Annotated in this window: 13 protein-coding genes and 1 pseudogene; 7 read left to right on the forward strand and 7 right to left on the reverse strand. The window is 42.2% G+C overall.

The window, feature by feature from the left end; genetic code table 11:
• Positions 1–303: 303 nt before the first annotated feature.
• Positions 304–960, forward strand: coding sequence for a DUF2301 domain-containing membrane protein (locus HWQ58_RS29085; RefSeq protein ID WP_292870849.1), 657 nt, complete (start codon positions 304–306; stop codon positions 958–960).
• The gene (locus HWQ58_RS29090; protein WP_292870850.1) at positions 960–1,649 is read left to right on the forward strand and encodes an ElyC/SanA/YdcF family protein; all 690 of its coding nucleotides are present in this window, start codon (positions 960–962) and stop codon (positions 1,647–1,649) included. Before HWQ58_RS29085 ends, HWQ58_RS29090 begins: the two co-directional genes overlap by 1 nt.
• 99 nt (positions 1,650–1,748) lie before the next feature.
• Here the strand turns inward: HWQ58_RS29090 and HWQ58_RS29095 are convergent, their stop codons facing one another.
• Positions 1,749–2,828 (reverse strand): alpha/beta hydrolase, encoded by a 1,080-nt coding sequence (locus HWQ58_RS29095; protein WP_292870851.1) that lies wholly within the window; start codon positions 2,826–2,828, stop codon positions 1,749–1,751.
• A gap of 286 nt (positions 2,829–3,114) precedes the next feature.
• On the opposite strand from HWQ58_RS29095, the gene dprA reads away from it, so the two are divergent.
• A complete protein-coding gene (dprA, locus tag HWQ58_RS29100) occupies positions 3,115–4,230 on the forward strand; it encodes a DNA-processing protein DprA (RefSeq protein ID WP_292870852.1) in 1,116 nt (371 codons plus the stop codon).
• Between the two features lie 129 nt (positions 4,231–4,359).
• Here the strand turns inward: dprA and HWQ58_RS29105 are convergent, their stop codons facing one another.
• The 6 genes and pseudogenes from HWQ58_RS29105 to HWQ58_RS29130 form a co-directional block, all read right to left on the reverse strand.
• Positions 4,360–4,794 carry a hypothetical protein gene (locus tag HWQ58_RS29105; protein ID WP_292870853.1) on the reverse strand — a complete coding sequence of 145 codons (435 nt, stop codon included), beginning with the start codon at positions 4,792–4,794 and terminating at the stop codon, positions 4,360–4,362.
• 290 nt (positions 4,795–5,084) lie between these two features.
• Positions 5,085–6,659 carry a serine hydrolase gene (locus tag HWQ58_RS29110; RefSeq protein ID WP_292870854.1) on the reverse strand — a complete coding sequence of 525 codons (1,575 nt, stop codon included), beginning with the start codon at positions 6,657–6,659 and terminating at the stop codon, positions 5,085–5,087.
• 175 nt (positions 6,660–6,834) lie between these two features.
• The gene (locus HWQ58_RS29115; protein WP_292870856.1) at positions 6,835–7,572 is read right to left on the reverse strand and encodes an RNA methyltransferase; all 738 of its coding nucleotides are present in this window, start codon (positions 7,570–7,572) and stop codon (positions 6,835–6,837) included.
• Positions 7,573–7,683: 111 nt separating this feature from the next.
• Positions 7,684–8,085 carry an HNH endonuclease signature motif containing protein gene (locus tag HWQ58_RS29120; protein WP_292870858.1) on the reverse strand — a complete coding sequence of 134 codons (402 nt, stop codon included), beginning with the start codon at positions 8,083–8,085 and terminating at the stop codon, positions 7,684–7,686.
• Entirely contained in the window at positions 8,082–8,450 is a 369-nt protein-coding gene (locus HWQ58_RS29125) for a hypothetical protein (RefSeq protein ID WP_292870860.1), read from the reverse strand. Before HWQ58_RS29125 ends, HWQ58_RS29120 begins: the two co-directional genes overlap by 4 nt.
• Position 8,451: 1 nt before the next feature.
• A pseudogene (locus tag HWQ58_RS29130) lies at positions 8,452–8,581 on the reverse strand (RNA methyltransferase); the annotation flags it as partial.
• Positions 8,582–8,631: 50 nt separating this feature from the next.
• Here HWQ58_RS29130 and HWQ58_RS29135 point away from each other — a divergent pair.
• From HWQ58_RS29135 to HWQ58_RS29150, 4 genes are all read left to right on the forward strand, one after another.
• Positions 8,632–9,624, forward strand: a complete 993-nt coding sequence (locus tag HWQ58_RS29135) for an ATP-binding cassette domain-containing protein (protein ID WP_292870862.1) — start codon at positions 8,632–8,634, stop codon at positions 9,622–9,624.
• Complete coding sequence (locus tag HWQ58_RS29140) at positions 9,621–10,439, forward strand: ABC-2 family transporter protein (RefSeq protein ID WP_292870864.1); 819 nt, start codon at positions 9,621–9,623, stop codon at positions 10,437–10,439. The genes HWQ58_RS29135 and HWQ58_RS29140 overlap by 4 nt, the downstream gene beginning before the upstream one ends.
• Before the next feature lie 281 nt (positions 10,440–10,720).
• Positions 10,721–11,521 carry an ABC-2 family transporter protein gene (locus HWQ58_RS29145; protein WP_292870866.1) on the forward strand — a complete coding sequence of 267 codons (801 nt, stop codon included), beginning with the start codon at positions 10,721–10,723 and terminating at the stop codon, positions 11,519–11,521.
• A gap of 247 nt (positions 11,522–11,768) precedes the next feature.
• Positions 11,769–14,312 (forward strand): penicillin acylase family protein, encoded by a 2,544-nt coding sequence (locus HWQ58_RS29150; RefSeq protein WP_292870868.1) that lies wholly within the window; start codon positions 11,769–11,771, stop codon positions 14,310–14,312.
• Positions 14,313–14,403: the final 91 nt, after the last annotated feature.

Raw genomic sequence — 14,403 nt, forward strand, 5'->3', positions numbered from 1 at the left:
GTTAAGACAGTGAAAAAATACCAGGCTGCAAAGTGCCTGTTGGTGATTTGTGGTAAAGGCAAAGAAAGGGGAAAATTCTAGATATAAAACGGAGGTTGGGCAACTGCACACCACTTAAAAACAAGCATTTTCATTCACCGTAGGCAGTGCCAATTCGACAAAAATTTCCAGAAAGTAACTGCTAAAAGATGTAAGTTTAGGAATAGTGACATGAAGTTCGCCTTATTGCTCATAATAATAAAAGTAACCCTTGAGCAATTTCCCGTTGTACTCTACTAGAAAATCATAATTATATTCTTAGCTATGACTACACAAACACTCTCTGCATCAGAAGTTTATCAAGGTCAGTTTGGGGAATTTACAATTACTCAGAGCGATCGCACTGGCGTAATGATCTATCGCGCTGGGTTAATGGTAGCAGCACTGAGCTTTGCGATCGGCAGCGCTTTGATTTTACTCAACAATAACCCAACAGTTGTAACTTTACTGACACCTCTATATGCTTGTTTTAGTCTCGCTCTTGGTGTAAGTTTATTTACCATCCATATCTATATGGCATCACTGCACCGAACGTTGCAAGTTTTTTGGGCGATTGGTAGTATCGCATCAGTGATTCTGGCAATCACTAGTAGTGAACCTTTAGCTCTTGCTGTTTACAATCAGCCAATTACCTTATTTGGAGTTGGTTTTATTTTCGTAGCTTTGACAGGTATTTATTTTAAAGAGGCTTTTTGCTTCAATCGCCTGGAAACCAAAGTATTAACCCCAATTGTACCGCTACTGTTGTTAGGACATTTGGTAGGAATTTTACCAACTCAGGGAGAAAGCATTTTATTAGGAACTTGGGCGATATTATTTTTAGTGTTTGCCCTGCGAAAGACAGTCCAAGCAATTCCTGCTGATATTGGAGATAAATCTGTGTTTACTTACTTGAAAGAACAACGTTTAGCTAAGGGTTAATGCGGAGAAAAAATCGTCGGTGTCAAAAATTTCCCAAAATCAAACTAATCAAACGCCAAGAAATGTGGACACTTACGGCTCAAGGGTGGGCGATTGCGATCACTTTGATTGTTTACTTAATATTTTTCACTATTACTCATGTACACTCATTTCTTGCTGTAACTTCCCCGATCCAATCAGCAGAAGTATTAATTGTTGAAGGATGGCTACCAGATTACGCTATAGAAGAAGCTTTGACTGAATTTCAAAACGGTTCTTATCATCAAATAATTACTACTGGAGGTACATTAGGAAAAGGAAGTTATCTTACCGGATACAAGAACTTTGCAGACGTGTCGGCTGACACTTTCATAAAACTCGGTTTAGAAGCAGAAAAAGTAGTAGCTGTTCCGACACCTTTTGTGGTTAAGGATCGTAGTTATGCATCTGCTGCTGAATTTGAGCGTTGGCTATCCAATTCAAATTTAAAGATAGAATCAATTAATCTTTTTTCCTTGGACGTTCATGCCCGTAGGAGTTGGTTTCTTTTTAAAAAAATACTTACCCCTCAAATTAATGTTGGTGTGATTGCTGCCACAACGCAAGATTATAATCCAAACAAATGGTGGGGTTCTAGCGAAGGTGTGCGGACGGTTCTTGATGAAAGTATAGCTTATCTTTATGCACGGTTTTTGAATTGGAAAGCCTAACAGTGATACAGCAGAAATATTAGCTTCGGAAGCGATTTAATTTTGAATTTTAGATTCTAGATTTTTCAGTCAATCCAAAATCCAAAATTCAAAATGGTATTACTTACCCAGGATTTGTAATAATGCTTGCCGATAAATTTTCAGACCCTCTGCATTCAGATGGTCGCCATCACTGGTCAAATTTTCTTTAAGAACATTATTTTCATATAATGGTGCTAGTCCGGCTGCGGCAACTGGCACTTTTTCTGTTTCAGCAACTTGATTAATCAGAACATTAATTTGTTCAACTCTAGCAAGTGGGGCTGCTACAGTTGGATCTGAGCTTGCTGCCACTGTCGAATAAAAAGCCGGAATCAGAAAAATCTCTTTAGTTCCCATTGTGCGAAGAAGTGCGATCGCCTCTTGGAGATTTTTGTTAAATAACTCATCACTAATTTTATACAAAGCATCATTTCCACCTATGGCAATAATGGCTTTTTCGCATTTCACCTTGGTAGGAATTAAACTTTTGAGTTGTTCTAGTAACGAGATTGTACTCAGACCATTTAATCCAAAATTAAAAGTACCACTCCCAAGGGTATTGCCAAGTCCAGCCGAAATAGAATCGCCAAATAAGCAACCTGAGAACTGTTTATCCTGGGCGGCGAGTGTTTGATATTGTAGTGCAATTTTCCCTAAGGGTGAAGAACTTACATTGTCCTTCGGTGGTGCATCAGCAGAACTAGAAGAGGAATTTGCCATGCCGACTAGCTTCTGAATTTTTGACACGTCAATAACTAGTTGATTGCTGGGATAGGCTTGTAGAAAGCTGGCTATTCCTAGACCTTCTGGTGATTTTGCTCCGATGATAATGGCAGATCGTAGCGCTTGTATACTAGCTTGATCGCGACGGGCGATCGCACCAGAAGCAAAAGATAAAATTTGCTTGCCCATTCCTGTATTTATCAGCTTATCTAAAGCCACAATATCAAGCGACATTTTCACCTGAAGGGCTTCTTGGAACTTCTGTTTGTCTTTAGCGCTGAGGTAATGTAAGAAAGATTGCAGATCGGCAGAAACCTTTTGTGTCTCGCCATAGTTGCGTATATCTGCCACCGGGATCGATTGCTCAAACAATCCGTACCTGACGGTAACTTTTTCAGCTGCCAAACTAGGCGATAAACCAAGTCCACTATGCACCAGTAAAAATATTAAGCACCCAGATAGGCTTATTAGAAGACGATAGAAATATTTCATCACAGAAGATAAGAAGATAGATAGTTAATAGTTAATAGTCAAGAGTCAAGAGTCAAAAGTCAAGAGGAATTGGAAATTGGGAATTGGGGATTGGGAAGAGACAAGGAAGAAATTTGTTCAATAATTCTCCCTTGTCTCCCTTGTCCCCCCACTCCCCACTCCCCACTCCCCCTCGCAACAGCCAACCCTAATTTGGGAATACTCAATACAGTGGTGTGAGGATAGAAATGTGGTAGAAGAAGGCGCATATTGGCTAGCTTGGGCGCAAATTTCGGGAATTGGGCCGGTATTACTGCGACGGCTGCAACAGCATTTTGGCACGCTGGCAACAGCTTGGAACGCCACTAAGGTACAGTTGGGAGAGGTAGAAGGCTTGGGTTTCCAAACACTAGAAAAAGTAGTACAACAGCGATCGCGTTTGCACCCAGAACAACTATTCACCAAGCACCAGCAGGAAAATTCCCATTTCTGGACACCAGCAGATGCAGATTATCCCCGCTTACTGCTAGAAACTCCCAGTCCACCGCCGATTTTGTACTATCGCGGTGAAGTCGAACTCCAAGAAAATCTCGGACAAAAACCAATGGTTGGGATTGTCGGAACCCGCCAACCCTCAGAATACGGTATCCGTTGGACTCGCCAAATTAGTACAGCTTTGGCTAAAAATGGCTTTACAGTCGTTTCTGGTATGGCAGAGGGAATTGACACCGAAAGCCACATCGCCGCCATGAAAGCAGGTGGACGGACGATCGCAGTTTTGGGAACTGGCGTTGATGTCATCTATCCACATAAAAATCGGGATTTGTACAAGCAAATTTTGACGGCGGGGTTAGTCGTAAGTGAGTACCCCACAAAAACCCCACCTGATCGCACTCACTTTCCCCGTCGCAACCGAATTATTGCAGGCTTAAGCCGCGCCATCCTGGTAATGGAAGCGCCTTTAAAATCTGGTGCTTTAATTACTGCTACCTACGCAAATGAATTTGGTAGAGATGTCTATGCATTACCTGGGAGACTGGACGATTATCCATCCCAAGGATGCTTAAAGTTACTGAGTCAGGGAGCTTCCTTCATTCTTAAAGAACTAGATGAACTGTTAACAATGTTAGGAGCGATACCACAAATTGATGCAATTGAGGCTTCTACAGCACCAGAACAGTTAATGCCAACTTTATTGCCAGAGTTGCAAACGGTTATGGATGCAATCGCAAGTGAAGCTTTACCCTTCGATTTTATTGTCCAACAAACTGGCATGGCTGCTGGCTCAGTTTCCAGCGCTTTGTTACAGTTGGAACTTATGGGTTTCGTTTCCCAACTACCAGGAATGCGGTATCAAAAAAATTAAGAGTTAAAAGATAACAACATTATTTAGCTTTGTTTTTAACAATTTCATCATCAGATTTATGGCATTATAAAAATACAATTTTTATATAAAACAAACTATTTAAAAGATGAACCAATGGGCTTTTGAATATCAAGTAGAAAATATAGGTAAATCTGTTATTTTATACGCAAACTGTTTCGAGTGGCTGAGTAGATTACCAGAAATATCAAAAACAAATACCAGAAGCCAAGTATCTTCAGGATTATGACCTTGCCATCCACTTTGATAACGAGAAGCTTTTACTTCAATCCCAATATGAGAATGCTGTGCAGAGTTTTTCGGAAACATTCCTGCTGGAATTAAGTCAGGATGCCCATTATGATATTGCTTTTTGACCAACTTAGAGCAGTATTTTGGAATATTTGAAATCATAAATTCTCCAACCATACTACTAAAGTTGGCTGGCATCATCATCACCTCAAGACGTTCTATTTCTTTGCTGTAAAGCTGTTGATTGATGAATCCTAAAAATTCTACAAAATCATCTGATGTCCGAGTAATTAACCATAATAACCGGAACCCCACCCCGCAAAAGCTGCGCTTTAGCTCCCCTCCCCGCTTGCGGGGAGGGGTTGGGGGTGGGGTTCTTTTATTATGGGTGATTTGGCAGACATGATATCATTCATTGCCAAATGAGTGTGTTCAATTATGCAGCTATACGGCAGAGTGGCATTAGGGTTAAAACCTTTACTCTCAATTGGGTGAGGTTGACAGGCAATCAACTCTAGTTCAACGTTCATTTACATACTTTTGAGTTGATTATCGACTCGCAATTAAAAAGGGGAATGAAACCATTTTTAATTATGAATTATGAATTATCTTTGAGGGTAATACTGAGGATTCATAACTGGAGATTGATAACCGTTTGTTGGTACTGTACTTCCCATACCGTTGGGTACAGGAGTGACAACAGGAGGCTGATAAATGCTCATGGGCGCAGTGCCTGTTGTACCGTTAGGTAAAGCAGGATTCGCCACCTGGGGCTGATAACCATTTGTGGGTACTGTGTTTGTAGTGGCGTTGGGTGTGACAGGATTTTGGCTAAACTCTTGGTAGGCTGCACGAGAAATTGAGCTAATCAATTTCTCGGCACGAGGATCGTTTGCTGGGCGTTGTACCATGACGGAAGCTATGTAGCGCTTGCCAGTTGGAACCACAATTAAACCTGCATCTGCCAACATTGTGCCGATATCACCCGTTTTGTGGTATGCTCTTGCACCTGTTCCCAAACCTGCTGGCAGCAGAGTGTCTTTTTGGGTGCGACGCAAGATATCGAGCATGAGATCGCGTGATGGCATACTGACTAAATTTCCCTGACTCACAATTGCCATCAAATTCCCTAGTTCCTTGGGACTAGTGGTGTTTGTCCCTTGCAAATCTGGGAGTTGATTACGAATTGTTGTGGTTGTCAATCCCCAACTACGGAAACGCTGGTTTAAAGCCTCCATCCCTCCCAGTCGGGCAATCAGCATATTTGTCGCCGTATTGTCGCTGATTGTAATCATTTTAGTGACGACTTCCAAAGCAGCGTACTGAGTTCCTGGTGGTTTGTATTGCAGATTTCCCGAACCGCCAGCGAGCATATCCTGTTGCATGGTCAGCATGTCATCTAGGCGAATTTTCCCCGCATCCACATCCTGGAAAAAGGCAATCAGAATCGGCACTTTAATCGTGCTAGCCGCCGGAAAACTGGTAGAGGCATTGATATCTACATAATTACCAGTATCTAAATCTACTAAGAAAATTCCAGGTGTGAGATTTGGGTTAGTGGCCGCCAAATTTTGCACGGCATTTTTCAAAGAGGTAATTTCCTGAGATAGGTATAGACTCGAAGCTACGGCTGGGGGAGTTGGGGTAGGTTGTGGCTGCGATCGCGCCACATTACTAACATTGCTATTAGATTGCGATGCCGAGTTCGTACTGATGCGATTAGCTGGGTCTAATACCGACAATACAGTGCCCACAATTGCACCCATCCCAACACCCACAATCAATAACCGCAAAACATACAATATGGTTTTGGCCATTGGCTTTAACTGGGTTTTCCGCGATGAGCGTCTGCCTGTTTTTGGCTTTTCCATGCGCACTGTTTTAACCATCACAGCACCTGGTCGGAAGGGAGGAATTTTTCCCTTGACACTAGGTATTAGTTTTACTGCCGTTGGCATGACTAACCCCGATTTTACCCTACGTGTAGCGCCAGGGATTGGGGGAGGACTGATTTGATTTTTTGGGCGTGTTAGTGCGCCTTCTTGTCCATTTGTAGTTTGCTGCTGACTGTTAGTTTTAACTTTCTTCTTTACCACTTTTTGAACTTTTTGTGGCTGCTGGCGGCGATTTAAGGGTTGACGCCGCGAGAAAGCTGTTAGTTCGCCACTTGATTCTGACACCGTTACTCCTTGTGACCCACTTGGCTGTTTTCTTGCAGACTCTTTGACCCCAAATTTAATCTTTAAGGAATATTAATACTCAAATTCCACTTTGCTACTAAGTAGCATTTTTGTGTTTAGTTTAAGCGATATTAATTATTTTGGGGAGATGATTGCATATATATTAAACGAATAATTACAAGTTTTCACTATTCTTCTGGTTTTTCAAAGCCCATTCCACCTGCTGCAAAATTCCTCGCAGCATGGCTACCTCCCCAGTTTTCAAGTGAGCGCGATTATACAATTGGCGAAATTTTCCCATGCGACTCGCTGCCGTATGGGGATACACATAACCAATTTTCAGTAATATTGATTCTAATTGCTGGTAGTATCCTTCCACAACTTCTATTGGTGCAAGTTCAGTTTGAGGTAAGGTTTGAATGTCAAGTTGGGCACATTGTGACAATTCATAACAACAAATTGCTACAGCAGTAGCCAAATTTAGGGCGACATAATCTTTACTTGTGGGAATGCCAACAAATCGGTGTGCATAATTTAATTCTTCATTGCTTAATCCCCGGTCTTCTCTGCCAAAAATCAGTGCTGTGGGTTTTTCTGGTTCCTCTAGTAACCAGGGTAGTGCAGTGCGGGGATTTTCTAAGGGTGTTTCTAAACTGCGAACGCGACCAGTAGTAGCGATCGCCCGTACACATCCATGCAATGCTTCTGGTAAGGTCGCCACTAATACCGCAGATTCTAAAATTTCCTGAGCGTGAACAGCCATCATCAAAGCTTCCGTCGATAGTGGATCGCATTGGGGGTTCACTAATACTAAATTATATAGTCCGAAATTTTTCATTACTCTGACGATCGCCCCAATATTTATCGGCCCAGCTGGTTCTACCAACACAATTCTTAATCCAGCCAAGCCCATTTTTTGCCTCCTGCGATCGCGCCAAATGATATTTTTAGGCTAATTCTCAGCATTATGGTTCTGCTGAAGAGTTTCCTTGGAATCATTTTAGCTGTGTCAGGTCTGAATAGTTCAGCGTAATCTTTGCTGTTCGGCTAGTCGTTCGTCGCTATTTATTTGTAGCAATCTAATTGTTGTACGTCCCGTAGGCGTTAATCCCACCAAATCCAGTTTTGAAAAGGTGAAGTGTTCAGCCCATTTCTGGGTGCGTGGGTTGAAGAGAAAACTAAAAACCCCTGTTTCTGGATCAAACGATCCTAAGTCAGTGCCTTTATGACGATTACATCGCCAGCAGGTGAAAGCTAAATTATCAGCATTTGTTACACCACCGTGCTTTTGGGCAATAACATGATCAATCTCATGGGAGAAAAAAGCAACTCCTGGGGGTAACTGGCAATATTCACATCTGTAGTTTGTGCGTTCTTCTACTAGTCGGCAAAGAACAACCGGAATATAGGTTAAACTTACACTCATCTGGTCAAATAAGATAAGTTACCTGCTTTAATCATCACAACTAAGTGTTCAATACGTTCATACTCATCTAGTTCTTTCAATTCCGTGGGTGTGAGTTCACCTGCGTTACTGCGTGCTAGCAAGGTACGCAACCGTTCTTGCATTTCGGGGATGGGTTTAAATTCAGCAATTTGTTCAGTAGTAGGGTTGCTGGCCAAAAAATCTAGGATATATCGGTAAACTTGTGCTGGTACAGCTGGCTGTTGGAGACTCAAAGCAAGCAATTCAGATAAGCGTAGACACGAAGTGGCTTGCCGCAAGGCATCGCCTACTTGTGCTAGTTGTTGAGATAATTCCTTTGATACTTCTAGGGTGATTCTTGGCATGGGGATTGCATTGGCAATTTACTTATTATTAAATGATATATCTCGAAATTTTTCATCACCCTGGCGATCGCGTCGACATTTATCGGCCCAGCTACCTCTACCAAGACAATTCTCAATCCAGCCAAGCTCATTTTTTGCCTCCTGCCTCCTGCCTTTCTTTGCGATAACAGACTAACAAAATATGTCTCACATTCTGGTCGAAAATCTCAAGAAGACTTTCTTTGTGTCTGAACGTTCCTCTGGGCTTTTCGGTTCAATCCGAGGGCTTGTGCAGCGAAAAACTAGAGAAGTTTATGCCCTTAAAGGAGTTTCGTTCTCGCTGGAACGGGGAGAACTTGTAGGATACATTGGGCCAAATGGAGCTGGTAAATCGACTACGATTAAAATTTTAAGCGGTATTCTCGTACCTTCCAGTGGAAAATGCCTAATTGGCGGACGAACTCCTTGGAAAGATCGAATCGGGCACGTTAATCGTATTGGTGTAGTATTTGGTCAAAGAACACAACTCTGGTGGGATTTGCCAGTGATTGAGTCTTTCGATTTGCTGCGGGATATTTATCGCGTTCCCCAATCAGAGTATCGCCAGACACGCGAAGAAATGATTGATTTGCTTGGTCTTGGAAGCTTTCTCTCGACTCCGGTGAGGCAGTTAAGCCTTGGTCAAAGGATGCGATGTGACTTTGCAGCTGCAATGCTTCACAGACCGGAAATTCTTTTTCTTGATGAACCCACCATCGGGCTTGATGCAGTTTCAAAGCTTGCAGTCAGAAAATTTATCAAAGCGCTGAATAAAACTCATCAAGTAACCACCATCTTGACTACCCATGATATGGATGATATCGAGGCACTGTGCGATCGCATAATTATTATTGGTGGAGGTGAAATCCTTTGTGATGGATCTTTAGCAGCACTGCGTTCTCAAGTTTCCTCGCGTCGGTACTTAAGAATCGACCTAGCAAACGATGATTTCTTCTTTGAGGAAGAAGGAGTCAGTATTATCTCTAAAGAAGGTCGTACTGTAACTCTTGCCTTCGATCCGACAAAGCTTTCTGCTGCGTCTTTGATTAGCCAAGTTACCTCGCAACATGAAGTAGAGGATCTTTTTGTGGAAAATCCACCCATTGAAGAGATAGTTGCTGAACTTTATGCAATTTCAGCAGGAATTGTTACATGAAAGCATATTGGTCATTGTTTGTTGCTAGATTTACCCTGTTGTTGCAATATCGTACTGCTGCTTTGGCAGGCGTTGTAACTCAGCTTTTTTGGGGGTTAGTGAAAGTAATGGTTTTACAGGCATTCTTTACTCATGCAACCTCTGCTCAACCTATAACTTTTCAACAGGCTGTAGGATATGTGTGGCTGGGACAGGCGTTTCTGATGGCGATTGTCCCTTGGGGAGGTGACAGAGACATTCAAGAACTCATCCGATCTGGTACTGTAGGATACGATCTTCTCCGACCCACAGACCTTTATAATTTTTGGTTTACTCGCGCTTTGGCACTTCGTACAACGCCCCTGATACTTCGTGCTATTCCGCTTCTTGGTGTCACAATTTTTATTTTTCCCCTTTTTGGGTTTTATGAATGGTCGCTTTCTGTTCCACCCTCTTTTGCTTCTTTTGTTGCCTTTTTTCTCTCTTTTATTGGTGCAATTTTACTTTCCTCTGCATTGACTATGCTTCTTACTGTATCAATGATGTGGACAATTTCGGGCGAGGGAATTAATAGTATTTTACCTACTCTTGTTATTATTTTATCTGGCATGATTGTTCCTTTGCCACTTTTTCCTGAGTGGAGCAAGCCTTTTTTGAATGCACTTCCTTTTTCAGGACTAATCGACAAACCTTTTCGTCTTTTTACTGGTAATCTTCAACCAAACGTCCTGTTTAATGTCTTGCTGCATCAAACTTTCTGGATAGTTGTCATTATTATCCTTGGGCGTGTCCTTGTGAAACATGGCATCAGAAAGCTTGTAATTCAGGGGGGATGAATGAGGAGGCAGAAGGCAGGAGGTAAACTCCATAAATAAATTTAGGGGTTTCAATAAGGACGCAGTAACTATGCGCTACGCATCTCGAAATACATATTTTCTTCTTTATTTATTCATGAATAAATTTAGTTATTTTTAAAGCCTGTAGCAGAGACTAAAAAATATTTTTTTCTTTCTCATGCCTCCTTACCTCTGCCTTGATTTGGTAAATAAGTCGTAATATTTGACAAGCGGTAAGCTAGGTTAGATAATTTATTTCGGGTAAAAGGAATAAAGCGACTATGAATGATTTTTTGCTTTACCTTCGATATATTTCTGTATCTTTCAAGTCGCAAATGCAGTACAAAGTTTCTTTTTGGCTGCAAGTCATAGGGCAGCTTCTAGGAACTGCTGTTGAATTTTTTGGAGTCTGGGCACTTTTTACTCGTTTTAATAGTATTGGTACGTGGACTTTGAATGAAGTTGCTCTCTTTTATGGAATAGTTAATATTTCTTTTGCCTGTGCTGATGCCCTTGGAAAAGGATTTGACTCATTTACAACAATAATTAAAAGTGGAGACTTCGACCGTTTACTTCTTCGTCCACGTACCACAGCACTTCAACTTTTAGGTAAAGAGTTTACTTTGAAACGAATCGGAAGATTTTCCCAAGGAATTGTTGTTTTGGGGTGGTCACTTTCATCCCTCCACATCCCTTTAACTTTTAAAATTGTATGGCTTTTGGGCACTTCATTTCTTGGTGGAGTTGCGCTATTTGTTGGTATTGTCATTATGCAAGCAACCCTCACCTTCTGGACTATTGAATCTCTCGAAATTGTGAATATCCTCACTTATGGAGGAGTCGAAACGGCTCAGTACCCACTTGCAATTTATAGCAAATGGTTTCAGCGATTCTTTACTTTCTTAATACCGCTTGCTTGCATCAGTTATTTTCCTTTGCTTGCAGTACTTAAAAAAGAAGATGCGTTTTTAGTGCCTTTGTGGTTTTGTTATATCTCGCCAATCGCAGGCATTCTCTTTCTGATGGTTGCGCTCAAGCTTTGGAAAATAGGAGAGCGATACTATTGTTCTACTGGGAGCTAGTACAACAAAATTTTAGGCGTTGCAGAACACGGGGATAAATTTAGGCAGGCAGGGGAAGCAGAGGGTGCAGGGGAAGCAGGGGGAGAAATTTTATAACTTGCTAAATCATCCCTCAATTTAGCAACGCCAAATTTTAACTGTGTACTCAGGCGTATTTTAAATGGGCAGATCGCACTTTTCTAAAGATTCTGATTTAATACCTTGTAGTATTGCCTGATTTCACTAAACAATGCCACAAGAAGCTCAAATGAAAAACTCCAGGAAAGGTTGGTTACGTAAAAGACTCAAAATTACTCTGATTTTCCTGTTATTGCTAGGGCTATTGTTAGTGGGATTTGCTACCTACACTGCGCGCCAATCCTTTCCGCAAGAGAGTGGCACAATTCAATTACCTGAACTGAAAGCCGAAGTAAGCGTCCAGCGCGATCGATGGGGAATTCCTCATATTTATGCTGCCAACTCCCACGATTTATTTATGGCACAAGGTTATATTCACGCCCAAGACCGCTTTTGGCAAATGGACTTTTGGCGACACATTGGTTCTGGGCGACTCTCAGAAATGTTTGGTTCTTCTCAGGTTGATACTGATAAATATCTGCGGACAATGGGTTGGGCAAGGGTGGCGCAGCAAGAAATTCAGGAAATTAATGCAGAGATGAAGGCATACCTGGAAGCTTACGCCGATGGTGTCAATGCCTATTTGGCAGAGCATCAAGGCAGCGCCCTGAGTCTAGAATACGCTGTACTAAAATTCCTCAATCCTGGGTATAAGCCAGAACCTTGGCAAATGCTGCATTCTCTGACTTGGGGTAAGGTAATGGCTTACGATTTGGGGAGAAATTTGGAGAGCGAAATTGAACGTGCTATTTTGCTTAAAACCCTTAACCCAAATCAAGTAGAGGAACTTTTTCCACCATACCCTCAAGACTTGCCGGTTATTTTACCTGAGTTGCAGCAAGAAACAGGGGAAGCAGAGGAAGAAAGGGACAATAATGTTGAAGTACTTCTCAATTCTCCAGATGTATTACCTGCTTTAGAGTCAATTACTAAGCCGATGATGGCTTTAGAACAACTTATAGGACCCATAGGAAGAGGTATTGGCTCGAACAACTGGGTGATATCTGGTCAGCGGACGGCTACAGGTAAGCCAATTTTGGCGAATGACCCCCACTTAGGTGTGCAAATTCCCTCTATATGGTACGAAGTTGGTTTGCATTGCACACCAAAGAGTGCAGAATGTCCCTACAACGTTTCTGGTTTTTCCTTTGCGGGAATGATTGGGGTAATTATCGGTCATAGCGATCGCATTGCCTGGGGTGTCACCAATGTACAATCTGATGTAATGGATTTATACATCGAGAAAATCAACCCAAATAACCCCAATCAGTATGAGGTCAATGGCAAGTGGGTTGATATGCAACTCGTGCAAGAGACGATTCAAGTAGTCGCAAGTCAGCCGATTGTCCAAACGGTGCGCTATACCCGACATGGGCCGATTCTCTCTGATGTTTCGCCCAATCTGAAGCAATTCAAGCCAAGTCAGCCGCTAGAATTACCGCAAAACTACGCCGTAGCCCTGCACTGGACAGCCCTAGCACCTTCCAAACTAAGGTATGCCATTCCCCAAATTAATCGCGCTCAAAACTGGCAGGAATTCCGTACTGCTGCCAGCAATTATGATGTCCCTGCTCAAAACTTAGTCTACGCTGATATTGATGGCAATATTGGCTACCAAATGCCTGGTAAATTCCCCATCCGCGCTAAGGGAGATGGGCGTTATCCCGTTCCTGGTTGGACGGATGAATATGAGTGGCAAGGCTATATTGACTTTGAGAAATTGCCCAAAAGTTTTAATCCACCTCAAGGTTATATTGCTACTGCCAATAATTTAGTTAACCGTGAATATCCTTACCTGATTACCACAGACTGGGTTTATGGCTACCGAGCAAAGCGGATTGTTGAAATGATTTCACAACAAACCCAGCCGATTTCCCTGAAGGATGTGCAGCGGATACAGGGTGACGATCGCAATCTCAATGCCCAAACACTAGTGCCACTACTGCAATCTATCACTGTTGATACCCCTCGCTTGCAAGCAGCCCAAAAACTGCTGCAAGATTGGAATTTGCAGTTAGGAATGACATCGCCTGCTGCTGCGCTATTTGAAGTATTTTGGAAACATTTGCTAGCAGATACATTTCACGATCGCTTGCCTGAAAAGTACTTTCCTGATGGAGGCGATCGCTGGTATGCTGTGGTAGCAAATCTGGTCAAACAGCCCAATAGTTCTTGGTGGGATAATCGCAATACCCCAAAAGTTGAGAATCGCGACCAAATCCTTTGGCAGTCCTTTAGAGAAGCCGTGGATGAATTAGAACGAATTCAAAGTAAAGACCCAAACAATTGGAATTGGGGCAAGCTGCATACCATTACTTTTCGGAATGCCACCTTGGGTAAATCTGGGGTTGCACCGATTGAAGCTTTATTTAATCGTGGTGCATTTGCTACATCTGGTAACGGCGAAACAGTAAATGCTAACCGCTGGATAGCAAATAAATCCTTTGAGGTTACTGATATTCCCTCACTACGGATGATTGTAGATTTGGAAAATTTAGATAACTCACTAGCAATTCACACCCCTGGGCAATCAGGCCATGCTTTCCATCACCATTACAACGATATGGTTGAACCCTGGCGCAAAATTGAATACCACCAGATGCTTTGGGAACAAAAGAATGTTGCAAATAATACTGCTGCAATATTGAAGTTAGTTCCCAAATTGGGAGAGTAAAGCACAACTTAATTGTAAGGTAGGTAGCTTGTAGCACGTTAACCTAAGTAACTGTGATTAGCGTAGGCTAGCAAAAAGCGTAGGCATCGCT

Source organism: Nostoc sp. LPT, assembly GCF_017115165.1.
Taxonomy (GTDB): Bacteria; Cyanobacteriota; Cyanobacteriia; order Cyanobacteriales; family Nostocaceae; genus Nostoc.

Coding starts and splice junctions, on each gene's coding strand:
- HWQ58_RS29145 (WP_292870866.1), top strand. CDS start 10,721: ATGAATGATTTTTTGCTTTACCTTCGATATATTTCTGTATCTTTCAAG.
- HWQ58_RS29150 (WP_292870868.1), top strand. CDS start 11,769: ATGAAAAACTCCAGGAAAGGTTGGTTACGTAAAAGACTCAAAATTACT.
- HWQ58_RS29135 (WP_292870862.1), top strand. CDS start 8,632: ATGTCTCACATTCTGGTCGAAAATCTCAAGAAGACTTTCTTTGTGTCT.
- HWQ58_RS29120 (WP_292870858.1), bottom strand. CDS start 8,085: ATGAGTGTAAGTTTAACCTATATTCCGGTTGTTCTTTGCCGACTAGTA.
- HWQ58_RS29115 (WP_292870856.1), bottom strand. CDS start 7,572: ATGGGCTTGGCTGGATTAAGAATTGTGTTGGTAGAACCAGCTGGGCCG.
- HWQ58_RS29085 (WP_292870849.1), top strand. CDS start 304: ATGACTACACAAACACTCTCTGCATCAGAAGTTTATCAAGGTCAGTTT.
- HWQ58_RS29090 (WP_292870850.1), top strand. CDS start 960: ATGCGGAGAAAAAATCGTCGGTGTCAAAAATTTCCCAAAATCAAACTA.
- HWQ58_RS29125 (WP_292870860.1), bottom strand. CDS start 8,450: ATGCCAAGAATCACCCTAGAAGTATCAAAGGAATTATCTCAACAACTA.
- HWQ58_RS29140 (WP_292870864.1), top strand. CDS start 9,621: ATGAAAGCATATTGGTCATTGTTTGTTGCTAGATTTACCCTGTTGTTG.